Annotated in this window: 28 protein-coding genes; 15 read left to right on the plus strand and 13 right to left on the minus strand. The window is 25.5% G+C overall.

Annotation, left to right across the window (positions count from 1 at the left end):
• Nucleotides 1–81: 81 nt before the first annotated feature.
• Entirely contained in the window at nucleotides 82–510 is a 429-nt protein-coding gene (locus ALANTH_RS01250) for an META domain-containing protein (protein WP_026807239.1), read from the plus strand.
• 15 nt (nucleotides 511–525) lie between these two features.
• On the opposite strand, the gene panC is transcribed toward ALANTH_RS01250, so the two are convergent.
• Nucleotides 526–1,344, minus strand: coding sequence for a pantoate--beta-alanine ligase (gene panC / locus ALANTH_RS01255; RefSeq protein ID WP_026807240.1), 819 nt, complete (start codon nucleotides 1,342–1,344; stop codon nucleotides 526–528).
• Nucleotides 1,345–1,363: 19 nt separating this feature from the next.
• The gene (locus ALANTH_RS01260; RefSeq protein ID WP_026807241.1) at nucleotides 1,364–2,323 is read right to left on the minus strand and encodes an ABC transporter permease; all 960 of its coding nucleotides are present in this window, start codon (nucleotides 2,321–2,323) and stop codon (nucleotides 1,364–1,366) included.
• 29 nt (nucleotides 2,324–2,352) lie between these two features.
• On the opposite strand from ALANTH_RS01260, the gene acpS reads away from it, so the two are divergent.
• The 3 genes from acpS to ALANTH_RS01275 all read left to right on the plus strand — a co-directional run bounded on the left by acpS (nucleotide 2,353) and on the right by ALANTH_RS01275 (nucleotide 4,489).
• The gene (gene acpS, locus ALANTH_RS01265; protein ID WP_026803061.1) at nucleotides 2,353–2,709 is read left to right on the plus strand and encodes a holo-ACP synthase; all 357 of its coding nucleotides are present in this window, start codon (nucleotides 2,353–2,355) and stop codon (nucleotides 2,707–2,709) included.
• Between the two features lie 133 nt (nucleotides 2,710–2,842).
• Nucleotides 2,843–3,433 carry a hypothetical protein gene (locus tag ALANTH_RS01270; protein ID WP_026807242.1) on the plus strand — a complete coding sequence of 197 codons (591 nt, stop codon included), beginning with the start codon at nucleotides 2,843–2,845 and terminating at the stop codon, nucleotides 3,431–3,433.
• A gap of 147 nt (nucleotides 3,434–3,580) precedes the next feature.
• A complete protein-coding gene (locus ALANTH_RS01275) occupies nucleotides 3,581–4,489 on the plus strand; it encodes a sulfurtransferase (RefSeq protein ID WP_026807243.1) in 909 nt (302 codons plus the stop codon).
• A gap of 69 nt (nucleotides 4,490–4,558) precedes the next feature.
• Here the strand turns inward: ALANTH_RS01275 and gltS are convergent, their stop codons facing one another.
• The 3 genes from gltS to ALANTH_RS01290 are packed head-to-tail and all read right to left on the minus strand — an operon-like array spanning nucleotide 4,559 to nucleotide 7,091.
• Nucleotides 4,559–5,788, minus strand: coding sequence for a sodium/glutamate symporter (gene gltS / locus ALANTH_RS01280; RefSeq protein ID WP_026803064.1), 1,230 nt, complete (start codon nucleotides 5,786–5,788; stop codon nucleotides 4,559–4,561).
• Nucleotides 5,785–6,180 carry a Holliday junction resolvase RuvX gene (gene ruvX, locus ALANTH_RS01285; RefSeq protein WP_026803065.1) on the minus strand — a complete coding sequence of 132 codons (396 nt, stop codon included), beginning with the start codon at nucleotides 6,178–6,180 and terminating at the stop codon, nucleotides 5,785–5,787. The genes gltS and ruvX overlap by 4 nt, the downstream gene beginning before the upstream one ends.
• Nucleotides 6,177–7,091, minus strand: coding sequence for a methylenetetrahydrofolate reductase (locus ALANTH_RS01290; RefSeq protein WP_026803066.1), 915 nt, complete (start codon nucleotides 7,089–7,091; stop codon nucleotides 6,177–6,179). The genes ruvX and ALANTH_RS01290 overlap by 4 nt, the downstream gene beginning before the upstream one ends.
• Nucleotides 7,092–7,172: 81 nt before the next feature.
• Here ALANTH_RS01290 and serB point away from each other — a divergent pair, with 81 nt between their 5' ends.
• From serB to ALANTH_RS01305, 3 genes are read left to right on the plus strand one after another with little or no spacing between them, the layout of a single operon-like run.
• Nucleotides 7,173–7,799 carry a phosphoserine phosphatase SerB gene (serB, locus tag ALANTH_RS01295; protein WP_026807244.1) on the plus strand — a complete coding sequence of 209 codons (627 nt, stop codon included), beginning with the start codon at nucleotides 7,173–7,175 and terminating at the stop codon, nucleotides 7,797–7,799.
• A 1-nt stretch (nucleotide 7,800) separates the two neighbouring features.
• On the plus strand, nucleotides 7,801–8,793 hold the full coding sequence (locus tag ALANTH_RS01300) for a transaldolase (RefSeq protein WP_026807245.1): 993 nt from the start codon (nucleotides 7,801–7,803) through the stop codon (nucleotides 8,791–8,793).
• A gap of 56 nt (nucleotides 8,794–8,849) precedes the next feature.
• On the plus strand, nucleotides 8,850–10,202 hold the full coding sequence (locus ALANTH_RS01305) for a class II 3-deoxy-7-phosphoheptulonate synthase (RefSeq protein ID WP_026807246.1): 1,353 nt from the start codon (nucleotides 8,850–8,852) through the stop codon (nucleotides 10,200–10,202).
• A gap of 19 nt (nucleotides 10,203–10,221) precedes the next feature.
• Here ALANTH_RS01305 and ALANTH_RS01310 read toward each other — a convergent pair whose 3' ends face one another.
• The 3 genes from ALANTH_RS01310 to tgt are packed head-to-tail and all read right to left on the minus strand — an operon-like array spanning nucleotide 10,222 to nucleotide 12,039.
• Nucleotides 10,222–10,566: an arsenate reductase family protein gene (locus ALANTH_RS01310; protein WP_026807247.1), complete on the minus strand. Its 345-nt coding sequence runs from the start codon at nucleotides 10,564–10,566 to the stop codon at nucleotides 10,222–10,224.
• Nucleotides 10,567–10,575: 9 nt separating this feature from the next.
• A complete protein-coding gene (gatC, locus tag ALANTH_RS01315) occupies nucleotides 10,576–10,869 on the minus strand; it encodes an Asp-tRNA(Asn)/Glu-tRNA(Gln) amidotransferase subunit GatC (RefSeq protein WP_029888272.1) in 294 nt (97 codons plus the stop codon).
• Between the two features lie 48 nt (nucleotides 10,870–10,917).
• Entirely contained in the window at nucleotides 10,918–12,039 is a 1,122-nt protein-coding gene (gene tgt, locus ALANTH_RS01320) for a tRNA guanosine(34) transglycosylase Tgt (protein WP_026807248.1), read from the minus strand.
• Between the two features lie 82 nt (nucleotides 12,040–12,121).
• Here tgt and ALANTH_RS01325 point away from each other — a divergent pair, with 82 nt between their 5' ends.
• Genes ALANTH_RS01325 through murC form a run of 3 tightly spaced genes read left to right on the plus strand, consistent with a single transcriptional unit; the run spans nucleotide 12,122 to nucleotide 15,452 of the window.
• Complete coding sequence (locus ALANTH_RS01325; RefSeq protein WP_026807249.1) at nucleotides 12,122–13,549, plus strand: COG3400 family protein; 1,428 nt, start codon at nucleotides 12,122–12,124, stop codon at nucleotides 13,547–13,549.
• Nucleotides 13,550–13,560: 11 nt separating this feature from the next.
• A complete protein-coding gene (locus ALANTH_RS01330; RefSeq protein WP_026807250.1) occupies nucleotides 13,561–14,148 on the plus strand; it encodes a hypothetical protein in 588 nt (195 codons plus the stop codon).
• Nucleotides 14,148–15,452 (plus strand): UDP-N-acetylmuramate--L-alanine ligase, encoded by a 1,305-nt coding sequence (gene murC / locus ALANTH_RS01335; protein WP_026807251.1) that lies wholly within the window; start codon nucleotides 14,148–14,150, stop codon nucleotides 15,450–15,452. Before ALANTH_RS01330 ends, murC begins: the two co-directional genes overlap by 1 nt.
• A gap of 17 nt (nucleotides 15,453–15,469) precedes the next feature.
• Here murC and ALANTH_RS01340 read toward each other — a convergent pair whose 3' ends face one another.
• Nucleotides 15,470–15,979, minus strand: a complete 510-nt coding sequence (locus ALANTH_RS01340; protein WP_029888273.1) for a DNA-processing protein DprA — start codon at nucleotides 15,977–15,979, stop codon at nucleotides 15,470–15,472.
• 164 nt (nucleotides 15,980–16,143) lie between these two features.
• Here ALANTH_RS01340 and ALANTH_RS01345 point away from each other — a divergent pair, with 164 nt between their 5' ends.
• From ALANTH_RS01345 to ALANTH_RS01365, 5 genes are read left to right on the plus strand one after another with little or no spacing between them, the layout of a single operon-like run.
• A complete protein-coding gene (locus ALANTH_RS01345) occupies nucleotides 16,144–16,452 on the plus strand; it encodes a TnsA endonuclease N-terminal domain-containing protein (protein WP_081801301.1) in 309 nt (102 codons plus the stop codon).
• A 17-nt stretch (nucleotides 16,453–16,469) separates the two neighbouring features.
• Entirely contained in the window at nucleotides 16,470–16,814 is a 345-nt protein-coding gene (locus ALANTH_RS01350) for a hypothetical protein (RefSeq protein WP_026807253.1), read from the plus strand.
• A complete protein-coding gene (locus ALANTH_RS01355) occupies nucleotides 16,802–18,673 on the plus strand; it encodes a Mu transposase C-terminal domain-containing protein (RefSeq protein WP_051583559.1) in 1,872 nt (623 codons plus the stop codon). The genes ALANTH_RS01350 and ALANTH_RS01355 overlap by 13 nt, the downstream gene beginning before the upstream one ends.
• Nucleotides 18,666–19,601, plus strand: a complete 936-nt coding sequence (locus ALANTH_RS01360; protein WP_026807254.1) for a TniB family NTP-binding protein — start codon at nucleotides 18,666–18,668, stop codon at nucleotides 19,599–19,601. The genes ALANTH_RS01355 and ALANTH_RS01360 overlap by 8 nt, the downstream gene beginning before the upstream one ends.
• Nucleotides 19,598–20,731 carry a TniQ family protein gene (locus ALANTH_RS01365; protein WP_026807255.1) on the plus strand — a complete coding sequence of 378 codons (1,134 nt, stop codon included), beginning with the start codon at nucleotides 19,598–19,600 and terminating at the stop codon, nucleotides 20,729–20,731. Before ALANTH_RS01360 ends, ALANTH_RS01365 begins: the two co-directional genes overlap by 4 nt.
• A gap of 65 nt (nucleotides 20,732–20,796) precedes the next feature.
• On the opposite strand, the gene hxsA is transcribed toward ALANTH_RS01365, so the two are convergent.
• From hxsA to ALANTH_RS01385, 4 genes are read right to left on the minus strand one after another with little or no spacing between them, the layout of a single operon-like run.
• The gene (hxsA, locus tag ALANTH_RS01370; RefSeq protein WP_026807256.1) at nucleotides 20,797–21,381 is read right to left on the minus strand and encodes a His-Xaa-Ser repeat protein HxsA; all 585 of its coding nucleotides are present in this window, start codon (nucleotides 21,379–21,381) and stop codon (nucleotides 20,797–20,799) included.
• Nucleotides 21,378–22,481 carry a His-Xaa-Ser system radical SAM maturase HxsC gene (gene hxsC / locus ALANTH_RS01375; RefSeq protein WP_051583564.1) on the minus strand — a complete coding sequence of 368 codons (1,104 nt, stop codon included), beginning with the start codon at nucleotides 22,479–22,481 and terminating at the stop codon, nucleotides 21,378–21,380. The genes hxsA and hxsC overlap by 4 nt, the downstream gene beginning before the upstream one ends.
• Nucleotides 22,466–23,872 carry a His-Xaa-Ser system radical SAM maturase HxsB gene (gene hxsB / locus ALANTH_RS01380; protein ID WP_026807257.1) on the minus strand — a complete coding sequence of 469 codons (1,407 nt, stop codon included), beginning with the start codon at nucleotides 23,870–23,872 and terminating at the stop codon, nucleotides 22,466–22,468. Before hxsB ends, hxsC begins: the two co-directional genes overlap by 16 nt.
• On the minus strand, nucleotides 23,862–24,137 hold the full coding sequence (locus tag ALANTH_RS01385; protein ID WP_026807258.1) for a hypothetical protein: 276 nt from the start codon (nucleotides 24,135–24,137) through the stop codon (nucleotides 23,862–23,864). The genes hxsB and ALANTH_RS01385 overlap by 11 nt, the downstream gene beginning before the upstream one ends.
• Between the last annotated feature and the right edge of the window lie 32 nt (nucleotides 24,138–24,169).

Raw genomic sequence — 24,169 nt, forward strand, 5'->3', positions numbered from 1 at the left:
AGCATAATAGATGATTTTTGTAAATTAATACAAAATTAGATAATATTCTTGTATATTTTTTTAAATTTAAGGAGTATAATTATGATAAAAAAATCATTTTTAAATATATTTTTAATTACAGTTATTTCAACTATATTTTTAACTGCTTGTAGTACAAAACAAAATGAATTAGAAGATATGAAAACTTTAAAAAATACAAAATGGAAAGCTTTAGTTTTAAATAATGTAGAAGTAAATAATAATATTAAAGTTGCAAATATTAATTTTGAAGAAGATGGAAGAGTATTTGGAAACTTAGGATGTAATAATTTCTTCTCTAGCTTTAAAGAAGATAATGGTAAATTAACTTTAGCACAAGCTGGAAGTACAATGATGATGTGTTCTGATATGACAACTGAACATAACTTCTTAAATGTAATTAGTACTGTGAAAAGTTATGAGATAAATGGTAAAACTTTAAGACTTTTTGATAAAAATAATAATGAAATAGCTAAATTTGTAAAAGAGTAGTTTTTAACTACTCTTTTACAACCAAATATTATCAAGAAGTCTTACATTTCCAAATCTTACAACAACTAAAATTATTGTATTTGATGGTTCTATAATTTCAAGTTGATTAAAATTTCTATCTACAATAGCAACATATTCTATATCTAAAGAGTTCATAATTTTATAGATTTTATCTTTTACTGCTTTTATGTTTCTTTCTCCACTAGCAATTAGTGAACCAGCCATATAAAGTGATTTTGATATAAGCAAAGCATTTTCTCTTTGAGTTGTATCTAAATATACATTTCTTGAACTAAGAGCTAAACCATCAACTTCTCTTACAATATCGCAAGGAACAATGTTTATTGGTAAGAATAAATTTTTTACCATTTGTTGAATAAGAACTAGTTGTTGAGCATCTTTTTTTCCAAAGTATGCATTTGTTGGAAGAGTAAGATTAAATAGTTTTAGTACAATTTGTAAAACTCCATCAAAATGCCCTGGTCTTGTAAAGCCTTCTAAAATATAGCTATTTTGTGGAGCTTTTATTAAAACTTCTTCGTCTGTGTACATTGTAGATACTTCAGGCATAAAAAGATAATCAACTTTACACATTTGACAAATTCTTATATCTGCTTCTTCTCGTCTAGGATATTTACTTAAATCTTCATTTGGTAAAAATTGGGTTGGATTTACAAAAACAGATACTATTACTACTTCGTTTTCTTCTTTTGCTTTTTTTATTAAAGATATATGTCCATTGTGTAAAGCACCCATTGTTGGTACAAAACCAACACTTTTATTGATATTCTTTCTAATATTTTGTAACTCTTCGATTGTTTTTATAACTTCCAATTTTTTTCCTTATTAAAATTTATTTCTCTTCATAATTTGGATTTAATTTTAATAAAATTAAATCTGCAAATATATTCCCTATTAAAGTTAAGAATGCTCCAATTATTAATATCCCCATAATTACTGGATAGTCATGGCTTAAAGCACTTTGATAAAATAGTAATCCCATACCATCTATTGAAAATATTGTTTCAAGTATTACAGAACCACCAATAACTCCAGGTAAAGAAAGACCTAATAGAGTTATAACTGGTGGATATAAATTTGGTAGAATGTAGTATCTTAAAATTGTTTTTTTGCTTAATCCTCTAGCATGAGCAAAGAATATATAATCACTTTTTAAAATTTCTATTGTTAAAGCTCTGATATATAAAATTAAACTTCCAATTCCAGCAAAAACTATTATAAATATTGGTAAACATAAATGCCAAGCAAAATCTAAATAGTAAGTAAAACTTCCATCATTTGGTACAGAATGAAGTCCAGCTATTGGGAAAAGTTCAAATTTTATAGAGAAAATTAAAACTAAAATAAGAGCCAAATAAAAAGATGGCATTGAAAAACTTAAAAGTGAAAGTTGATTTGTAAATTTGTCAAAAAAACTATTTTTCTTCATAGCTGATTTTATACCAAAATATAATGAAACGATGAATATTAATACCATTGAAATAATGTTTATAGTTAAAGTTATAGGAATTCTACTTAATATTTCCTCTTTTACTGTTGATCCACTTGCAAATGATATTCCAAAATCAAGCTGTAAAATATTTATAAGCCATGAAAAGAACTGTACATATAAAGGTTTATCAAGTCCATATATAGCTTTTAGTTGCTCTATTGCCTCTGGTGTAATATTTGGATTTAGTTCTCCACTTGCAAAAAATGAGTTTGGAGCTAAATTTATAGCAAAAAAAGATATTAAGCTAATAATAAATAGCATAACAATAATGTATAATAGTTTTTTTACAAAGATATTCATAGGCGAAATTATACAAAAGATAGGTTTAAATGATAGGTATAGATATAGTAAGTATAGATAGAATAAAAAAGTTATATGAAAAGTTCGGAGATAAGTTCTACGATAGATTTTTAGATAAGAATGAACAAGATTTTGTAAAATCTACTCAAACAGCAGCAGGATTTTGGGCAGCAAAAGAAGCTGCAAGTAAAGCAATAGGAACAGGAATTGGAGAAGTTTGCTCTTTTTATGATATAAAAATAAAAAAGGATAAAAACAATGCTCCTAAAATAAAATATAGCAAAAGTTTAAGAAAAAAGTTTAAAGTTAAGAAATCATCTCTTAGTATTACTCATGATGGTGGATTTGCAATAGCTGTTGTTGTAAATAAACAAAAAAATAGATAATTTGATATAAATCAATGAAAAGTTAAAAAATATTTACTAAACTTACTTACTCTATAAAAAGAGATTACCAAGTTGGATAACCCCTGACCTCTCCTAACACATATCCATCTTGGTAAATTATGAAAGGTTTCTTATGCTAAATACAGATTTTTTTAAAGATGTTGAGAAAATAGTTTTAAAAGATCCTCTTGGAGAGTTTTTAGGTGTTGATAAATCTTATACTTTTAGTTTTGAAGATGTTGTAAAACTAAGTGGGCACTCTTGTCCTACTGTTGCAGGTGCATATCTTATGACTTTAGCCTCTTTAAAAAAATTATATAAAAATGAAATACCTATTCGTGGAAATATAAAAGTTGAATTAAGAGATAAAAAATCTTTAGGAACAACTGGAGTTATAGCAAATGTTGCTTCTTTTATAACTGGAGCAAAAGAAGAAGATGGATTTAAAGGTTTACAAGGTAAATATTTTAGGAATGATTTACTTAAATATGAAGTTCCAATAAAAGGTGATATGCGATTTACTAGGATTGATAATGGAAAAAGTATTGAAGTGATTTATGATTTATCAGATATTTACTTAAGTGGATTTGATGGAAGTTTAATGCAAAAAGGACTTCAAGGAATAGCAACAAAAGATGAACTTGAAACTTTTGGTAGAGCTTGGCAAAAAAGAGTTTCAGAGATTTTACTTATACACAAAGATAAAGTTATAAAGTATTTATAATTAGAGTATATTTTATAAAGATATTCTTAAAGACTTAAATTATATTTTATTATATATTTAACATAAATAAATCTTATAAATATTTATTGAAAGCTTAATTAATATTTAGCTAGTATCATCATTAATTTAATATTTTAAGGAGTTGATATGATGAAAAAGCTACTACTTTCGTCTTTATTTATAATATTTGGTTTTGGAGCTGATATTCCAAAAAATCATATAGTTTCTACCGATTGGCTAGAAAAAAATCAAGATAATAAAAATATAGTTGTTATTGATACAAGAACTGAAGCTGAATATAAAAAAGGGCATATAAAAAATGCATATAACTATTCAAAAGATGACTGGCAGAGAGGAACAACAATAAAGATACCTAAGCTTTATAATACTCCAGGACAAATTGAAGATATGATGAGTAAAGCAGGTGTTACAAAAGATTCAATAATTGTTTTTTATAGCTCTGGTAATACAGAATCAGATTATGAATTTGCAGCAATAGGAGTTTGGAGTTTATACATATATGGTTTTAACAATAGTGTAATTTTAAATGGTGGTTTTGAAAAATGGATAAGTGAGAAAAAAGAGGTAACACAAAATATCCCTAACTCTAAAGATTCAAATTTTAAAATATCTAAATTTGTAAATGAAGTTGCTACTATAAATGATGTTGTTGAAGCAATATATGATGAAAATATACAACTAGCAGATGCAAGAGATTCAAAATTTTATTTAGGAGAAGATGATAGAGAAGATTTAGTAAGACATGGAAGAATTCCTACTGCTAAACTTACACCTATGATGAGACAGGTAAAGAAAGAGAATAATTATTATATTTTCATAGATGAAAAAGATTCAAGAAAATTATTAAATAATGCTGGTTTTGGAATTGAATTAGATAAACCATTGATTGTATATTGTAATACTGGAGCAAAAGCAAAAGGTCTTTGGTTTGCTGCTAACTTCATAGCAAATATAGAGGACATAAAAGTATATGATGGTTCAATGGTAGAATATTCTAGAACTAATTTTCCTATGGAAAGTGGTCAAGAATTTTAAAACTATTAGGTTTATTATATTTTTATAAATAAGATTAAATAAAGGAGTAAAAATACTCCTTTATTAATATTAAGCAAAAAATTTTAAAATAGTTTGAATAATAGATGCATTTATTAAATCAACAAAAAATGCTCCACAAAGAGGAACTATAAGAAATGCTTTATGTGAAGGACCATACATATTAGTAATAGCTTGCATATTTGCAACTGCTGTTGGAGTAGCTCCCAGTCCAAAACCACAATGACCAGCAGATAAAACACTTGCATCATAGTTTTTACCCATAACTCTAAATGTTACAAAATATGCATATAAAATCATAACAACTACTTGAGAAACTAAAATTATAGTTAAAGCTCCAGCTAGATTTGAAAGTTGCCAAAGTTTTAATGATAGTAAAGCCATAGCTAAATATAAAGATAGAGAAGCATTTCCAAATACATCTATTGCCCTATCAAAAATCTCAATTTTGAGAATATTTTCTAGGAAATTTCTTAAAATAACTCCTCCTGCTAATGCCCAAACAAACGTAGGTAATTCAAATGGTGAGCTTTTTGTGAATCCTGTCATAAAATCAGCAAAAGCTAAACACGCTGCAAAAAGTCCCAAAGTAGTAATTGCACTATTTGTAGTTATTAGTCTTACTGCTTTTGGGTATTCAAAAGGAACAAATTCATCGATAACTTTTTCATCTTTTGTATTATTTTGAGTTTTTTCAATACTTGTATTTTTAAGTTTATATCTATTAATTAAAAATTTTGCAAGAGGTCCACCAATAATTCCTCCCATTACAAGACCAAAAGTTGCGCCTGCCATACCAAGAGCTGTAGCTCCTTCTATTGCGTATTTTGTTTCAAGTATTTCTCCCCATGCACCAGCTGTTCCATGTCCACCAGTAAGAGTAATAGAACCAGCAATTAATCCTATTAATGGATCAATACCTAAAATTGTAGCAAGAGATATCCCAACAAAATTTTGAACGACGATAAAAGTAGATACAACTAATAGAAAAATTATAAGGCTAATTCCACCTTCTTTTAGTTTATAAAAGTTAGCACTTAGTCCAATAGATGCAAAAAAGATGAGCATAAAACTCGTTTGTAATTCTAAACTAGTTGTTATACTAAATCCCCACACATTATAAGCTATAGTTGTACATATAGCAGCTAGAAGCCCACCTGCAACAGGTTCTGGAATATTATATTTTCTTAAGAATTCTATTTTATTTACTAGGAATTTACCTATAAGTAAGACTATAACGGCAGCTATTAAAGTATAATAACTATTAAATACTAGATTCATATTTTATCCTTTTTATTTTTTAGTAAATATCTTTCAAGAATAATTTTTGCAGCTATTGAATCAATTCTTCCATCTCTTTTATATTTGATTTCGCCTTTCATTAAGTCTTCAGCTTCAATAGAGCTCATATTCTCTTCTTGAAATTCATAAGGAATTTCTAATTCTAACAAATTTGTAAAGTGTTTTATCCTATTTTGTGTATCTTCATTTGAGCTAGGTATTCCAATAATGAGCTTTTCTATTTCCCATTCTTTTAAAAAACTATTTACTTCATTTGCTGCTTGATTTCTATTTTTCCTAATAATTGCATTTTGTGGAGTTATAATATCACTAGTAAGACAAATAGCAATTCCTATTCTTTTTAATCCAATATCAATAGAAGCTAATTTCAACCTATAATCTCACTTGCAACTTCAAATTTATTGTTTGCTGTCATTAAGTGTATTTTGGGATGAATTTTATTTATTTCATCAAATAAATTTTTACTTAATTTCATTCCTACTTTATATTCTTCATCTTCACTTATACTATGAGCTTTTTCAAGTTCATCTATCCAAAATTGTGGTACATGAATCCCAGGAACTTGTGCTGATAAAAAAAGTGCTGTTCTAAGTTTTGTTATTGGAAAAAGTCCTAAAATTAATTGAGCTTTCTTTTTATCCCCTTCAACATTTTCTTTTGCAACTTCAAAACTTTCAAGAAGTTTTTTTACATTTTCAATATCAAAAACAGGTTGAGTTATAACTCCAACAGCACCATTTTGAATTTTTAAGTGCATTTTTTTCTCTAAACTTCCAAAGTTTTTAGCATAAGCATTCACTACTGCAAATGGAAAAATATGTTTTGGTTCTATTTTAAAAGGACGACCAGAAAAATCCATACCATAGTTGAAAGATTTTATCATTTTTAAAAGCATTAAAGAATTTGCTTCAAAAACACCTTTTGTATTTGGTTGATCACTCATTTTAGCAGGATCTCCTGTTAAAGCTAAGATTGCTCTTATATCAAAATCATTTGCACCTAAAAGATCAGATTGTAAAGCTATTTTATTTTTATCTCTCATAGTCATTGTTGCAATTACAGGTTTTTTAAATTCATTTTGAATTTTAAGTGCAGCAAAAAGAGAGTTATATTTTAGTTTCGCTAAAGGGTTGTCAGTACAAGTAAAACCATCTACTTTTGTATCTATTTTAAATTTTTTGATTTTATCAATAATACTGTTCATTGATGGTTCATGTTGAGGTGTTGTTTCAAGTGTTAAATATTTATCATCTTGAAGTTTAGAAATAAGTGTTTCAAACATTTTAAAATATCTTCCTTTTAAACTATTTAGTTAAATTTAGATATTATTATATCTTTTAAAGACTAAAATTAGGGAAAATTTATGAAATTAGCAGTTTTTGATTTTGATTCAACACTTATGGATGGAGAGACTATAGATTTTCTTGCAGATGCCTATAATATTGGAGATGAAGTAAAAAAGATAACAGAAGAAGCTATGAGTGGAAGGCTTGATTTTTTTGAATCTCTTACAACAAGAGTTTCTTTATTAAAAGGTATGCCTTACAATAAAGTTGTAGAGATTTGTAACAATCTACCTTTGATGAATGGTGCAAAAGAGTTAATAAATGAACTAAAAAAAATGAACTATAAAGTAGTTTGTTTTAGTGGTGGATTTAGACTTGGAACAACTCCTGCAAAAGTAAAATTAGGACTTGATGCTGATTTTTCAAATATCTTACATGAAAAAGATGGTTTTTTAACAGGACTTGTTGGTGGTGATATGATGTTCTCTTATTCTAAAGGAGATATGATAGAAAGATTACAATCTCTTTTACAAATAAGCAAAGTTGATACTTTAGTTTGTGGTGATGGTGCAAATGATTTATCTATGTTTGCAAAAGCTGATACAAGAGTGGCTTTTTGTGCAAAAGAAGTTTTAAAAAAAGAGGCAAATATTGTAGTTGATACAAAAGACTTAACAAAAATTTTAGATTATATAAAGGCTTAAAATGAATTTGAAAGAAGATATAAATTATTCACTTTGGTGTGATTTTATTGAAAGAGATTTTTTAGAGAATAGATTTCAAGAGATAATAAAAAATGGAATTATTCATGGTGCAACTTCAAATCCAGCTATTTTTGAGTCATCAATAACAAGTTCTGTTGCATACAAACAACAGCTTGATATGCTCCAAGCAAATAATGAAAAAACAATTTATGAAGAATTAGCTTTAACAGATATAAAAAGAGCAGCTTTTTTATTAGATAATTTAAATAAAAAGAATAGTGATGACGGATTTATATCTATTGAAGTTGATCCACTTTTGTGTGATGACGCTTCAGCTACTATTGAGGAAGGAATTAGATTATATAAGTCTATAAATGCCGATAATGTTATGATAAAAGTTCCAGCAACACAAGCTGGATATATTGCTATGCGAGAACTTAGTTCAAGAGGAATTCATATAAATGCAACTTTGATTTTTTCTCCAAAACAAGCAATAAACTGTGCAAAAGCTTTAGATGAGGGAATAAAAGATTCAAATAAAGATACAAAAGCAGTAATTTCTGTATTTGTTTCAAGATTTGATAGATTAATGGATAAAGAGTTAAGCCAAAAGGGTTTACAAACTTCAAAATTAGGAATTATGAATGCTATTAAGTGCTATCATGAAGTAAATAAGTTTGAAAATTCTAATATAAGAACACTTTTTGCAAGTACTGGAGTAAAAGGAAATGAATTAAATCCAAGTTATTACATAGACAGTTTGATATATCCAAATTCTGTAAATACTGCTCCTTTAGCTACTATTGAAGATTGGTTAAAAGATGGTAAAAAAGAACCATCTCAAATTGTAACTGAAATAGAATGTGATAAGTATTTTGACACTTTAATTAAACAAAATATTGATATGAAAAAAGTTTATGAAAAACTTTTACAAGATGGTTTAGAAGCATTTAAAATCTCTTTTAGAGATTTATTGTCAAAACTTAAACACTAATTAAGATATATTGGATAAAATTTATCCAATAATAAAATATTAAAAAGGTAGAGAATATGAATAATTGGACACCAAATAGCTGGAGAAATTTTCCAATAAAACAACAACCAACATATAATAATCTAGAAGCTTTAAAACAAGTAGAAAAAGAGATAGCTTCATATCCTCCATTGATTTTTGCAGGAGAGGCTTTAAATTTAAAAAAACAACTTGTAAAAGTTGTAAATGGTGAAGCCTTTTTACTTCAAGGTGGTGACTGTGCAGAAAGTTTCAATGCTTTTAATGCTACAAATATAAAAGATTTATTTAAAGTTATTATGCAAATGGCAGTAGTACTTACTTTCTCTGGAGGTTGTCCTATTGTAAAAGTAGGTCGTGTTGCTGGACAATTTGCAAAACCAAGAAGTTCTGATTTTGAAGAGATAAATGGTATAAGTCTTCCATCATATAGAGGAGATATTATAAATGATATTGATTTTACAGTTGATGCAAGAGAACCAGATGCCTATAAACTTATAAAAGCATATAATCAAAGTGCAGCTACAATGAACCTTTTAAGAGCATTTGCAAGAGGTGGTATGGCTGATTTAAATCAAGTACATTTATGGAATTTAGATTTTGTTAAAGATAATACTTTAGGTTCAAAATATGAAGAACTTGCAGATAAAATTTCTCAAAGTTTAGCATTTATGAAAGCATGTGGAATAACAAGTGAAAATACTCCACAATTAAATCAAACTACATTGTTTACTTCTCATGAGGCTCTTTTATTGAATTATGAAGAATCTCTTACTAGAAGGGACTCAATTACAGGAGATTGGTTTAACTGTTCTGCACATATGCTTTGGATTGGTGATAGAACTAGAGATTTAGATGGAGCACATTTAGAATATTTTAGAGGTATAAAAAATCCTATTGGTTGTAAAGTTGGACCTTCAATGAAAGAAGATGAATTAATTAGATTAATAGATGCACTAAATCCTGAAAATGAAGCTGGAAGATTGAACTTAATTGTTAGAATGGGAGCAGAGAAAATAGCTGAACATTTTCCAAAACTTTTAGAAAAAGTTGAAAAAGAAGGTAAAAAAGTACTTTGGTCAAGTGATCCAATGCATGGAAATACAATTAAAGCAGAAAATGGTTATAAAACTAGAGATTTTGAAGCAATTTTAAGTGAAGTAAAACAATTTTTCCAAATACATAAAGCACAAGGTTCTTATGCTGGTGGAATACATTTAGAGATGACAGGACAAAATGTTACAGAGTGTACAGGAAGTAAATCAGCTGCTATTACTCAAGCTGGTTTAGCGGATAGATATCATACTCAATGTGATCCAAGATTAAACGCTGATCAAGCTTTAGAATTATCATTTATGATAGCTGATACTTTAAAAGAAGCTAGAAAATAAAAGGAGATAAAAACTCCTTTTATTTTAAAAAAATATTTTTATACTCTTCTTCATCCCAAGCAACTATAAGCTTATCACCATATTCAATAACTGGTCTTTTAAAAAGCATAGGTTCTTTACAAAGCCACTCATATTTACCATTTTCATCAAGATTTAACTCTTTCAAATTTAAAGTTTTATACTTTGTACCTTTACTATTAAAAAGTATATTTACATCAGCTTTTTTTGTCCAATCTTTGATTCTTTCAGCTGTTGGAGATTTTTGTTTAAAATCAAAAAATTCAACTTCAATATTATTGTCTTTAAAGAATTTTAGTGCATTTCTTACACTTCCACAAGTTTTTATACCATAAACTATAATCATAGTAAAACCTTATTCTATAATTTTTGGAACTATAAAGTAACCATTTTCACTTTTTGGAGCATGATTTAGAATATGATTTGAAAGTTCTAAATTTTGAGCTGATATATCTTCTCTTAAAGGTGTTCCACCACTTACAGTACTAAATGTCGCTTCAATATTTGATACATCAATATCATTTAAATTTTCAACAAAGTCTAACATTTGAGCTATATCAGATTTCATTTTTTCTTTTTTTGAATCATCAAGTTTTAAACTAGAAAGTTTTTCTAATTTTGCAATTAGTTTATCATCAACTACTGTCATTTTCAAATTTCCTTAAAATTTTAGTTTTTTATTTTATCAAAAAAGAGATTATTTGCTTCTTTTAGAATAAAATTCTTTTTTAAATTCAGACCAATTATCTTTTAAAATAGCATTTCTAGCTTCACTCATTAAATTTAGATAGTAATGAATATTATGAATGGATGCTAGTCTAAAATATGTAATTTCTGCTGCTCTAAATAAGTGATTTAAATATGCTCTACTAAAGTTTTTACAAGTATAACATTCACAAGTATTATCTATTGGATTTTCATCATCTTTAAATTCAGCTTTTTTAATATTTAATTTTCCAAAGTTTGTAAAAAGTGTACCATTTCTAGCATTTCTTGTTGGCATAACACAATCGAACATATCAACACCACGTTCAATATTTTCTACTAAATCTTCTGGTGTTCCTACTCCCATAAGGTATCTTGGTTTATCTTTTGGCATAAATTGTGTAGTCCACTCTACCGTTTCGTACATTTCTTTGTTTGGTTCTCCAACACTAAGTCCACCAATTGCAAAACCATCAAAATCAGTCATTGCACAAAGTTGTTGGGCACTTAATTTCCTAAATTCTTTAGAAGTCCCTCCTTGTATTATGGCAAATATATTTTGATTTCTTCCTATACCTTTTGTTTTTTGTTCCATATGATATTCTATAGCTTCTTGTGCCCATTTTGTAGTTCGTTCAATAGACTTTTTTATTCTTTCATCTGTATTTGGAAGAGCTACTAAATCATCTAAAATCATCATAATATCACTATTTAAGTCATATTGAGTATCTAAAACACTTTTGGGAGTAAAATAGTGTTTACTTCCATCTATGTGTGATTTAAACATTATTCCATTTTCATCTGGTTTAGAATTAGAATTTAATGAAAAAGCTTGAAATCCTCCACTATCTGTTAAAAATGAGTTTGGAAATTTAGAAAATCCGTGAAGCCCACCAAATTTTTTTATTAGTTTACTTCCAGGTCTTAAATACAAATGATAAGTATTTCCTAAAATAATTTTTGCTCCAAGTTCAAGCATATCATTTGCATCAAGAGCTTTTACTGTCCCTTGAGTACCAACAGGCATAAAAACAGGAGTTAATATAGTACTATGAGCTGTTTTTATTGTACATGCTCTAGCACCATTTGAAGTTGCGTCAATTTGAAATTCCATAGTATAATATAAACCTTTTTTAAAATAAGATTGTAGTTTATCTAAAATCTACTATTAAACTTTTTAAGATATAATTTCCGCTATGAAAAAAATATTAATTATACTAGATGGAATTATTGCAAAGAAGTTATTACAAAGAATTGTTGAAGCAAATACAGGCGATAATAGTTACGATGTAGTTTATATGAATGATGTTATTTTACCATCACAAATGCCTTCAAATTTTACTTTTTATAAGTTTGATCCAACTTCAAATTCAAAATTATCTATGGTTTTGAAAAAAAATATACATATAGAAGTTTTAATGGCACTTAACTCAAAAGATGAGACATTAAGTGTTATAAAAAACCTTAGAGAATATAAAAAAAATCTTCAAATTACTATTTTAGACTATTGGGGAATAAATATTGAAGATCCTTATTTAAATATCTATAAAGGGATTGAAGTATTAGCAAATGGAATGGTAGAAAGATTACCAAATGTTCCAGTTTTAGCACAAAATATTGGGCTTAAACAAGGTGAAATAATGGAAATAAAAATTCCATTTGGAAGTTCATATGCTTATCGTTCAATTGCTTCAATAGAACAAAAACAATGGAGAATATTTGGAGTTTATAGAAACCAAAAAATGATAGATATAAAGCCATTTTTAGTTTTGAAACCAAATGATTTAATTTTAGTTATTGGTAAACCTAGTATTTTGATGAATATTTACAATGCAATAGGAAAAACAACAGGACAGTTTCCTATGCCATTTGGAAGTAAAATATATTTATATTTAGATTTATATTTAGAAAATGAAAAGAGTGTAAAAAAAGCTATTGATGAAGCTAAATTTATGAATAATAAATTAAAAAATTCTTTACTTATTATAAAAGTTACACGTCCAACAACAGTAAAAATAATGGATCAAATAAAAGAAGAAGTAAAATATTTTCCTACAATTATTCTAGAAATTGATTATGCAAATAAAAGTTTTCAACAAATTATAAAAGAAGATAGAAGAAAATATAATATTGGTCTTTTGATGCTTACTTTAGCTATGTTTAAAAATAGAGATAACTTAAGATTTTTACTTGATTTGAAGATACCTATTTTTAAATTTGGTAAAGAGAGTTTAAAAGCAGTAAAAAGTGTAAGTGTACTTTTAAACGAAAGTGGATCTTATGAACAAATTTCTCCTATTGTTTTTGATGTTTCTACACAATTAAAAATAAAAACAAAAATATTAGATTTTGATCCAATAGGTGAAAAAGAAGGACAAACAAATCTTATAAATCATTTTGAGAGTCTTGCAAAAATTTTTAATGAAAAATTAGAAATTATAAGAGGTAGTGAAAATCCTATAAGAGAATTAAAAAAACAAAAAGATATATTACAACTCTTACCATTGAAACAAAAAATGTTTAAAAATAGATCTTTTATCAAATTTTTCTATACAAATAGTGATTTAGTAGCATTTGATTTAAATAAATTTAATCAAATTTTAATTCCAGTATCTGAAGATTAAAAAGGAATTTTATGACAAATGAAGAGCTTTTTCAAGCTAGAACAAATCCTGATTTTTTAAAATATTTAGAAGAAGCAAGAGTAAATTCAATTAAGGTAAGAAATATAGCTTTAATGTATGAAACACTTGATTCTATGTTAGTTTTAGATTTAGATGAAGATAAAATAAATGAACTTTATCAAGAGATATTAAAAACAGCATTTGATAATGTAGAAAAAATAATTGAAAAAAAAGAAAAACTAAATTTAGAAAATGAAAATCTTTTTTATGTTAGAGCATTGTATGAACATTCAATTGAAAAGTGGACAAATGAAAATATATCTGGTGCTAAAGAGTTGATTTTTGTAATAGAAAATATTTTAGATGATGAAATTTTAAAAAAGTCTTTGAAAGTTTTATTGGTTTTTTTATTAAAAAATTTAGACTTTGATACTTTCTACGATAAATATATATTTAGTGATAGTAAAATAGAAGATGAAAAATATGGTTACTTTATTACAAACTTTAATTTTGATATAGATAATTTTTTAAAACAGAATAAAGATATTTTAGAAGAAGAATATAAAAATTTACAACATCTGATAATGGAGAGAAAATAGTGAGAGTTCATTTTATAGGAATAGGTGGGATAGGTCTTTCAGCATTAGCTAGATTTTTAAATTTTGATGGACATAATGTAAGTGGTTCTGATATGAAAAGCTCTTCAATAACAAAAGATTTAGAAAGAGAAGGGATAAAAATATCTTGCCCTCAAGAAGCTTCGAATATCAATGAAGATTTAGATTTAGTTATATATTCAGCTGCAGTTACTGATGAAAATCCAGAATTAATAGAAGCAAGACTTAAACAAATTAGAACTTTAAGTAGAAAAGAAGCTTTACCTATAATTTTAGGAGATAAGAAAAATTACTGTGTTGCTGGAGCACATGGAAAATCTACAACAACAGCTATTTTAGCTACTATTTTACAAAGTAGTGCATTAATAGGTGCTATTTCAAAAGAATTTGGATCAAATTTTAGATATATAGATAAAATTGTAGCTTTTGAAGCAGATGAAAGTGATGCTTCTTTTTTACTTTCAAATCCATATTGTGCAATAGTTACAAATGCAGAGCCTGAACATATGGAATATTATCATTATGATTACAATAAATTTTATGAATCTTATGAAACTTTTTTAAGTTTAGCAAAAAAAAGAGTAGTAAATGCAGAAGATAAAGATATTCAAAAACTTGATATTGAAGATGCAACTTATCTTTATCCATCAAAAGATATAAAAAACCTTTGTTACACAACAAAAGAAGGGCAACCTTGTACAAAATTTGATTTAAAAGATTTTGGAACTTTTGAAGTTTGGGGTTTTGGTTTTCATATAGCTACAAATGCTTCTTTGGCAATACTTGCAGCTTTAAATGAGCTTGATATTGAAACTATTAGAAAAAATCTTTTAAACTATAAAGGAATAAAAAAGAGATTTGATATTGTTCAATCAAATGAGAAATTTGTAGTAATTGATGACTATGCACATCATCCAACAGAGATTGAAGCAACTATGAAATCTATAGAATTATATGATAATCTTACAAATTTTAATAATAGAATAGTTCTTTGGCAACCACATAAATACTCAAGAACAAGTGATAATCTTGAAGGATTTAAAAAGTGTTTTAAAAGATGTGATGAACTTATCATCCTACCTATATGGACAGTTGCTGGAGAAAAGAAAATAGAAATAGATTTTGAAAAAGAGTTTGCTAGTTATAACCCAATATTTGCCGATAGAGTTGTAGCTTATAAAGGTAAAATAGAACTAATTAAAGATGATAAAATCATAAAAACTTATGAAGAAGGTATCTTTTTAGGAGTAGGTGCTGGAGATATAACTTATCAGTTGAGATTTTAATATAATAGTAGTAAATTTTATTTTATTACTATTCTTCCATTTTTTATCTCTATCTTTCCTAATAGTTCATATTCAAAAACTTTATCTCCATATTTAAAAACAGCTTCATTATATAAAGGATTATTTTTACAATATTCTAAAAATTCATCTTTATTATTTTTCATAACTTGGGTTCCAAAGTTTGATACAAACGCATCAATATCATAAATAGCTTTTGCTTTACTTTTTACTAAAAGTTGATTAGTTCCATCACTTTCTCCTAGTCTATGAGGTAAAACATAAATATCTTTATTCATTTTAAGTGCATATTCTATACTTCTCATACTTCCTGATTTTAAATCTGCATAGGCAACTATCAAAATATCAGATAACGCAACTATGATTTCATTTCTAATAGCAAAATTTCTCGGTAATGATGGAGTATTTGGAGCAAATTGGCTTAAAACTAATCCTTGTTGTTCAATCTCCAAAATCATATTTTTATTTATTGCAGGATATCGAATATCAAGCCCTGTTCCACTAATCATGTAATTTACAATAAAAAAATTAAATGAATTTTCTATAAAAACGATATTTCGATTAATATTAGTATAATAATAAATTTAAATATGGTCAAGAATTAACTTAAATATATTTATAAATACAAAAATAAACTTAAATACATTTATATCTTGAATAATTTAAAAAAGAGATGTATAATGTTTACATGAGTGTTAGAAAAATTAAAAAAAGTTATATTTCATCGACTGGATATTTTAAGAGTTTTAAGAACGATAAACAAATTGCGTATGAATCAATTCTTGAAAGAGATTTCTATATGACATTGGAATTTAATAGTAATGTTCTGAGCTATGAAGAGCAACCTTTAAGAATTTATTATGAATATAAGGATGGAATTCGTTATAGATATACTCCTGATTGTTTGGTGACTTACCAGAATAATATACAAAAATATTTTGAAGTTAAATATTTAAGTGATATAAAAAAGGAACTGAACTAAAAGAAAAACTTGACTTTTTGATTATATATTTCCCTAAGTACGTACATATAGAGTTAGAAGTAGTAACTAATGAAAATATTTATAATGGAACTTTAGATAATTTAAAATTTTTATATAATTTTGCATACCTTAAAGAAGATAGAGAAAAGTTTTTATTTATAGAAAATACACTTAAAAAACTAAATGATGTTATTACTGTTGAGCAATTATTAGAAAAATTAGCTAATAACAAAAGAGAACAGTTACTTTATCTACCTTATGTATGGAATTATATATTTAATAACACACATCTTATAAAGCTTTATGATAAATTAACCAATAAGACTGTAATTAAAATTGGAAGTGATATATGGGAAAAATAAATTTAAAACCAGGAACAATCATTAATTACATGGGAGAACAATGGAGAATATTAAAAACAATAAATATTAAAAATCTAGAAATTCAAAATTTATTGTCTAATGAAATAGTAACTATTTTATTAGATGATTTACAATCAAATAATATAAATAATCATAAAAGTAGACATATTGATAGTTATTCTACTGAAGAATGGGCAGAGGCATTAAGGAGAGAAGAAATTATTAAGGATTTGGTTTTTGTAAGTAGAACAAAGTATGATGTTGAATTAGTAGCAAAAGAGCATGGATATAGCTATGTTACTTTATATAATTGGATTAAACTTTATGAAAAAACTGGAGAAATTAGTTCTCTTGTACCAGCAACTTCAAAAAGGGGGAAAAAAGGAAATAGGTTAGATTCAAGAGTTAATGAAATTATTAGTGATATTATAGAAAATATTTATTTAAATAAACAAAGATATAGTTTCAATAGAGTATATAATAAGATTTATCTTGCTTGCAAACATGAAAGTCTAAAAATTCCACACAGAAATACTATTAGATATAGAATATCACAAATAGAACCTAAAAAAGTAATAAAACGAAGATATGGTTATAAAAGAGCAAAAGAAGAATTTGATAATGCTGATGGGAAATTTCCTGAAGGGAAGTTCCCTTTTGATTTTATTCAAATAGATCATACACCATTGGATATAATATTAGTTGATAGTGTATATCGTAAAGCACTAGGAAGACCAATTTTAACAATGGCAATAGATGTTTATTCTCGAATGATCGTTGGTATATATGTATCTTTTCTTGGTCCAGCTTTTTATAATGTATCTCAGTGTATGTTCAGTATTTTTAATAAAAAAGATAATTTATTAAAAAAATATGGTGTTGAAGGAGAGTGGAATGCATATGGAATTCCACGTATAATTGGTGTAGATAATGGTCCCGATTTAGTCTGTGAGGATATGCAAAGAGTATGCGATGAATATGGAATATCTCTTCAAAAAAGACCTGTTGCAAGACCTCAATTTGGACCACATATAGAAAGAGCATTTAAAACTCATAATGAAAGTATTCATAATCTTCCAGGAACTACATTTGGAGATATTGTCGAAAAAGGTGACTACAATTCTAATAAAAATGCAACATATACAATAGAAGAATTTACAACTTGGTTATTGCAATATATTGTAAATATTTATCATAAAAAGTATCATAGTGAAATATTTATGACTCCTGAACAAAAATATCTAGAAGGGGTTATGGGTAATGATGAAAATCCAGGAGTTGGCTTAGCTCCCGTTTTAGATAATATTGATAATGTAAGAATATCTTTATTACCGACTGAAATTAGAACAATACAAAAAGATGGAATAACAATAGATGGGGTAACATATTATTCTGATGTTTTAAGACATTGGATAGGAATAAAAGATGATAAAAATAAAAGGGTGAATCATAAAATAAAAAGAGACCCTTTAAATATACAGATGATTTATTTTTATGATCCAGAATTAAAAGAATATTTTGAGATACCATACAGAAAACTTTCAGCACCAGCAATGACTTTATGGGATTTATATGCAGTAAAAAAATATTTGAAAAATCAAAAAATTAAGAATTATAATGAAGATGATATTTTCAAAGCTTATGAAAAATTGTATGAAATTGAATCTGAAATTGAGAAAAAACACAAAACATATGTTAAAGATCAAAGAAAAAGAACAGTAAAAATAAAGGAAACAGTTGCAGAAAAAAGAGAAAAACTTTATGATAATTATACTGAAGTAAATCCTGAACATTTTGATGGATTATTTGAAAATATTGAAATTTTTGATGTAAAAACAGATAAGAAAAAAAATGGCTAGAATAACTTTAACAATAGAAGCTGAATCTTTTTTGACAGAAAATGATAATGAAAGAATAAAATATATTACAAAAAAAAGATGGATAAATTATCCAAAGGCACAGGATATATTCAATATTTTAGAAGATTTAAAGAAATATGAAAAAGATAAAAGTAGAATTTCAAGTATTTTATTAGTTGGTGCATCAACTAATGGTAAAACATCTCTATTAGAAGAATTTATTAACAAATATCCTCCATATGATAACTTTGTAAAAACTGATCAAAACATTTCAGAGGAATTTTTAAATGATTATTATACTATGGGTATACCAATTCTTTATATAATTGCTCCTTCTGAACCTAGTGAAACAAGGTTATATAGCCAAATATTACATACGCTTAGTGCACCATTTAATGAAAGTATGTCCCTTTCTAAAAAGCAATACTTAGTAGAGCATTATTTAAAGGTACTCCATGTGGAAATGTTAATTATAGATGAAATACATAATGTATTAAGTGGATCTGTTTCAAGACAAAAACAAATAATGAATGCAATTAAAAATTTAAGTAATACACTTAAAATTCCAATTGTATTATCTGGGATAAAAGATGCATTAAGAACTATTAGTACAGATTCACAAATTATGAGTAGATTTAGGCCAGTTTTTTTACCTAAATGGAAAATGGATAAGGAATATGTTTCTTTAATATCAACTTTTATTGCATCTTTTCCGTTAAAACAAGAGAATATTATAACTCAAGAGTTAGCTCAAGAAATTTTAAATATCTCACAAGGTTACATAGGTGATATGGCAGATTTATTAAAAGAATCAGCTATTTATGCAATAAAAACTAAAAGTGAAAGGATAACATTATCTGAAATAAAGAACTGCAGATTTAGATCTATGAATCAATCAGAAAAAGATAGTAAATTATTTAGAGAATGATTACTAAAAATTTAAAACCAGGAAATTTAAAAAACAAACTATTTTTAATTATTTTAAAACCTCTTGAAGATGAAAGTTTTTTATCATGGTTTGCAAGAACATCATATATTCATTATACACATCCTCAAACATTTTTAAATACTCATTTCGGATTAGAAAATAGAGATATATTAAAACGTGATTTAGATGTTGCATTAAGTGATAAATTTATAAAAATATTTACTAAAAAAACAAAAAATAAAGTTGATATTTTATCTTTAACATTAAAAAAATATACAGGGTATTTATATGAAGATGAAATAATGAATGCTAATAATAAAGTTTTTATTTCAAATATGAAATTTTGCCCAATATGTCTCGGAAAAGACAATATCCCTTATTTTAGACAATATTGGAAATTCATTTTTATTACTACTTGTGTTAAACACAATTGTTATTTATATGATGCATGCCCTAAATGTAATAGTAAAATCTCCATTATTAAAATGTATCAAGATTCAAAAAGTTATATATATTGTCATAAATGTGGACTTGATTTAAGAAAATCAAAAAAACAAACTATAAAAGCAAATGTAATCTATGGAATTAAAGCTCAAGAAAAATTAATGTATATTTTAAAAAAAGGATATATTCGATTTAAAGATAAATGGTTATACCCTTTCGTATTTTTTATAACCATAATACAAATCACAAAATTAATATTTTTAAGAAAACATACATATTTTATAAACCAAAATCCGTTATTTAAGATGTTAAAAGATAAGTTAGCTGAACATATTAAACTATCACCACCAGTTTTTAATCGATTAAATGTTCAAGAACTTTTTTCTTTGTTTGGACTCATAGTATATATTTTTGATAATTATCCTAATAATTTTAGAAATTTTATGAAGAAAAATCAATTAACTTATTGGGATATGGTAAAAGAAATCAAATATTTATCATTTTGGTATGACAATTTAGTTAATGATGTATCTCCTAGATATTTAGCATTTGGAGATATGATTACAAATGAAGAGATTGAAAATGCTAAAAAATATTTAAAAAAAAATGATATGGATATTATAAAAGCAAATTTACAAAGATTATTTGGTACTTATAGTTACTTTTTTAAATTAACAAGTTTATAAAAATAAAATTTACCTTTTTCACAAAATTCACGTTTGTATAATAAATTTTTTAAAATGATTTAATACTAAAACCCTTTTATTCCTAAAGCATTTAAAGTATCAATTCCTAAATAACTTTCACTTTTTATATTATGTATTTTTTTAAAACTATCTATAGCTTTTCTTGTAGAATCTCCAATAATACCATCTATTGGACCATTATATAATCCTTCTAATAATAAAACGGTTTGAACCTGTCTTACTATTTTTTCTCTTTTATCTTTATCAACAGTATTATCACTTTTTATTTCTGTAGATCTATTAGTAGTAGTTTGCTTTTTAATAGAGGTAGTATTGTCAATCAATTTAGGTGCTTGATATGGTGTGTATGTCGATGAGTTCTTACTTGTACCATATGAATAATTTGAATATCCCCCACTTGAAGAAGATCTATGAGAGCTATGACTTCTATGAGAACTATGGCTTCTATGAGCAGCTAAAATATCTGAAACATGTGAATTTAAAATAGATGCTTTTTCTGTATTATTGTCTAAAGAATTCAACATAAAATTTGCATTTGATATATCATCAGTTATATTTGATTGATAAGAGGCTTGTGCACTAAAAGATATTCCAAGTAATCCAGCTAAAGCTTTTAAATTTTGTTTCATATTATATTTACCTTTTCTATATATTTATCTGTTGCAGAAGTAAAAAACCCACAACAATCATTTCTTCTACTACAAAATTTACAATCTTCTAAATAATAATTCTTCCAATCTGAAATAGATTTTATTGAAAAATCTCTTATTTCTTCAGATAATAAACATAATGGATAATTATATAAAAATATTTTAAAATTATATAATCTAGCTTTATAGATAGCTCTTTCTATATATTTATTTTGTTCTTTAACTTTTAAATATAATTTATCATAATTTTTTCTTGCATAACCTATTGGTTCTATATTCATTATAGAAATACTATTAATCATTTTAAAAGTAGAAAAAATATAATCTATGATATTTTCTAAATATTTAATATTTAACTTATTTGGAATAATTCTAATTTCAATATTTTGTCCAAATTCTAATAAATTAATTATCCCTTTTGTTGTTTTATTAAAAGAATTTTTACTGCCAACTATTGTATCATGAATTTTTGAATTAAATCCATATAGTGGAATAGCCCAAACTAAATCTCTTAAAGATTCTTTACAAATTTTCTTTGTAAACTCATAATCTTCAAATGATTTTCCATTAGTTAAAATATGCAAAGAGTTAGTATTCCCACTACAATTTAATTTATTTAAAAATTCATGAAATACTTCCTTATTATAAGTTGGTTCTCCACCTGAAATTCCAATAAATTTATTTGTTTCAAAATTTATAATTGCCTTATATGCTTCATCAAATAAATATTCATCATTTTTTGTTTTAGGGGGTTGGCAACAAAATAAACATTTGCTGTTACATCTTTCAGTAACTAAGATGGTATTTTCATTTGAAAAATTTGTTAAATAAGTAGATATTTTTTTATTGTTTTGATGAAAAATCAATATATCTCCATCAACAACATTTTCTCTTAGATTATCACTCGAAAATAGTATTTTCTCATCATTAAATTGTATACTATATTGATTATTTCCAATATAAGATATTTCTGATAAATTATCATATGTTTGTATAGATTTTTTATTAAAAATAAACATACCGTTAATTAAATTATCAGATTTATAATTAAATGTATCTATTCTTATTGGTTTTTCCACTTTAAATATATCTCCATAATATCTTTTCTATTAATTAATGAGTCAAATATATAATCAAAAATCATAGTATGTAATTTACAAAAAAAAGAAATTGATTTATCACCTATTATATCTCCTTGAGTTGATAAATGATGAAAAACATCTACGCCACAATATTCTTTATAGCTACAATCTTCACATCCTGGCATTGTTTCAATAAATGAATTACTCAATACAGTAATATTATTCTTATCTAAAAAATTATATTCTTTAGTAGTAATATCACCCAATTCTAGTTCTTTAAATTTAGTCATTTTCCATAACATTCTTGCTTCATCAGAACCAAATATTTTTCCATCATAGTTAAATACTAATGCTCCCATCATATATGAAGATGGAGATTGCAAATCTAAATAATTATTTTCAAAAGGAGAAAATATTTTTGATAAATAAATAAGTAAATTTTCTTCAATAAAAACTTTTTCTTTATTAATATCAAAAATATATTCTAAACAGTTTTTATAAAACTCAAAAAAATCTTCAGCAGAATAAATTTTATTATCATTAAATGCATATCCTAAAAACGTCAAAGGTCTTATAGAAATAGTTGTAAATTCATTATCTAAATAACCTTGAATAAATTTTTTATAATCTTTTAAAGTTTCTTTTGTAACAGTTGAGAGTGCACTTATATTATTTTTACCTAATATTTTCCTTGATTCTTTTAATTTAGCAGTAAATCTATCATAACTGTTATAGTATCTAGAAGGCCTATTAGAATTATGTATATCTTTGTTACCATCCAAAGAAGTTGATAAAAAAATATTGTTATTCTTACAAAAATTTAAAATTTCATCATTTATATTATTCAAAGTACTACAAATTACAAATGAAATATTTTTATTAGTAATTACTTCTTTTATTTTTTTGACAAAAGTTTCTATAAAATTAAAATTTAATAATGGTTCACCACCTTGAAACTCAATTTTAAAGCTTTTATCTGAAACAAGATTTATAACTTTTATAATTTCATCTATATATTTAATATCTAAATCATAACCTTGTTTATTTATATTTACTCTACTTACTTGACAATAATTACAATCTAAATCACATCTTAATGTAGGAATTATTAAAAATAAACTTGGTTTATTTAAATTAGAGTAAATTTTTGTAGATAAATTTGTCAAATATATATTTAATTTTATTTTATAATCTTTTTCAATATAGATAAAATTATTTGCTTCAAGGTTATTCAATAGCTTTTCTTCTAAATTTTCATATTTATGATAAATTAAATTTTTTAAATCATCTCTTGAATTGATAATTCCAAAGCTACCTGTACTATTAGTTAAAATATATTTTTGAGAAGGTAATTGTCTAAAATTAAATGGAAAATATTTATAATTCACTATAAATCTTTTCTAAAGATTTTTTTATAATTTGCTCCCTTAAAAAAAGAGTATTTTTATCAATTTCATATCTCAATAAATTGTCATTTAAATATCTATTAAAAATATTTTTATTTTTTTCTAAATTTTCATCGTTTATTATATAAATAATCCAATTCTCAATATCTTCTTCAAGCCTCCACTCGGTAAATCTTGAAAATTGATATAATGTTTTTCTAATTATTATTTCAGGGTAGTTATTTTTAAAAAAAGCCATTCTATACATATATCAACCTAAAATAAATTATATTTTTAATA

The organism is Aliarcobacter lanthieri (genome assembly GCF_013201625.1).
Taxonomy (GTDB): Bacteria; Campylobacterota; Campylobacteria; order Campylobacterales; family Arcobacteraceae; genus Aliarcobacter; species Aliarcobacter lanthieri.

Bases quoted from the DNA above. Each gene is read 5' to 3' on its own strand.
- ALANTH_RS01250 (WP_026807239.1), top strand. From the start codon at position 82: ATGATAAAAAAATCATTTTTAAATATATTTTTAATTACAGTTATTTCA.
- ALANTH_RS01260 (WP_026807241.1), bottom strand. From the start codon at position 2,323: ATGAATATCTTTGTAAAAAAACTATTATACATTATTGTTATGCTATTT.
- acpS (WP_026803061.1), top strand. From the start codon at position 2,353: ATGATAGGTATAGATATAGTAAGTATAGATAGAATAAAAAAGTTATAT.
- ALANTH_RS01270 (WP_026807242.1), top strand. From the start codon at position 2,843: ATGCTAAATACAGATTTTTTTAAAGATGTTGAGAAAATAGTTTTAAAA.
- ALANTH_RS01275 (WP_026807243.1), top strand. From the start codon at position 3,581: ATGATGAAAAAGCTACTACTTTCGTCTTTATTTATAATATTTGGTTTT.
- gltS (WP_026803064.1), bottom strand. From the start codon at position 5,788: ATGAATCTAGTATTTAATAGTTATTATACTTTAATAGCTGCCGTTATA.
- ALANTH_RS01290 (WP_026803066.1), bottom strand. From the start codon at position 7,091: ATGTTTGAAACACTTATTTCTAAACTTCAAGATGATAAATATTTAACA.
- serB (WP_026807244.1), top strand. From the start codon at position 7,173: ATGAAATTAGCAGTTTTTGATTTTGATTCAACACTTATGGATGGAGAG.
- ALANTH_RS01300 (WP_026807245.1), top strand. From the start codon at position 7,801: ATGAATTTGAAAGAAGATATAAATTATTCACTTTGGTGTGATTTTATT.
- ALANTH_RS01305 (WP_026807246.1), top strand. From the start codon at position 8,850: ATGAATAATTGGACACCAAATAGCTGGAGAAATTTTCCAATAAAACAA.
- ALANTH_RS01310 (WP_026807247.1), bottom strand. From the start codon at position 10,566: ATGATTATAGTTTATGGTATAAAAACTTGTGGAAGTGTAAGAAATGCA.
- gatC (WP_029888272.1), bottom strand. From the start codon at position 10,869: ATGACAGTAGTTGATGATAAACTAATTGCAAAATTAGAAAAACTTTCT.
- tgt (WP_026807248.1), bottom strand. From the start codon at position 12,039: ATGGAATTTCAAATTGACGCAACTTCAAATGGTGCTAGAGCATGTACA.
- ALANTH_RS01325 (WP_026807249.1), top strand. From the start codon at position 12,122: ATGAAAAAAATATTAATTATACTAGATGGAATTATTGCAAAGAAGTTA.
- ALANTH_RS01330 (WP_026807250.1), top strand. From the start codon at position 13,561: ATGACAAATGAAGAGCTTTTTCAAGCTAGAACAAATCCTGATTTTTTA.
- ALANTH_RS01340 (WP_029888273.1), bottom strand. From the start codon at position 15,979: ATGATTAGTGGAACAGGGCTTGATATTCGATATCCTGCAATAAATAAA.
- ALANTH_RS01345 (WP_081801301.1), top strand. From the start codon at position 16,144: ATGTATAATGTTTACATGAGTGTTAGAAAAATTAAAAAAAGTTATATT.
- ALANTH_RS01355 (WP_051583559.1), top strand. From the start codon at position 16,802: ATGGGAAAAATAAATTTAAAACCAGGAACAATCATTAATTACATGGGA.
- ALANTH_RS01360 (WP_026807254.1), top strand. From the start codon at position 18,666: ATGGCTAGAATAACTTTAACAATAGAAGCTGAATCTTTTTTGACAGAA.
- ALANTH_RS01365 (WP_026807255.1), top strand. From the start codon at position 19,598: ATGATTACTAAAAATTTAAAACCAGGAAATTTAAAAAACAAACTATTT.
- hxsA (WP_026807256.1), bottom strand. From the start codon at position 21,381: ATGAAACAAAATTTAAAAGCTTTAGCTGGATTACTTGGAATATCTTTT.
- ALANTH_RS01385 (WP_026807258.1), bottom strand. From the start codon at position 24,137: ATGTATAGAATGGCTTTTTTTAAAAATAACTACCCTGAAATAATAATT.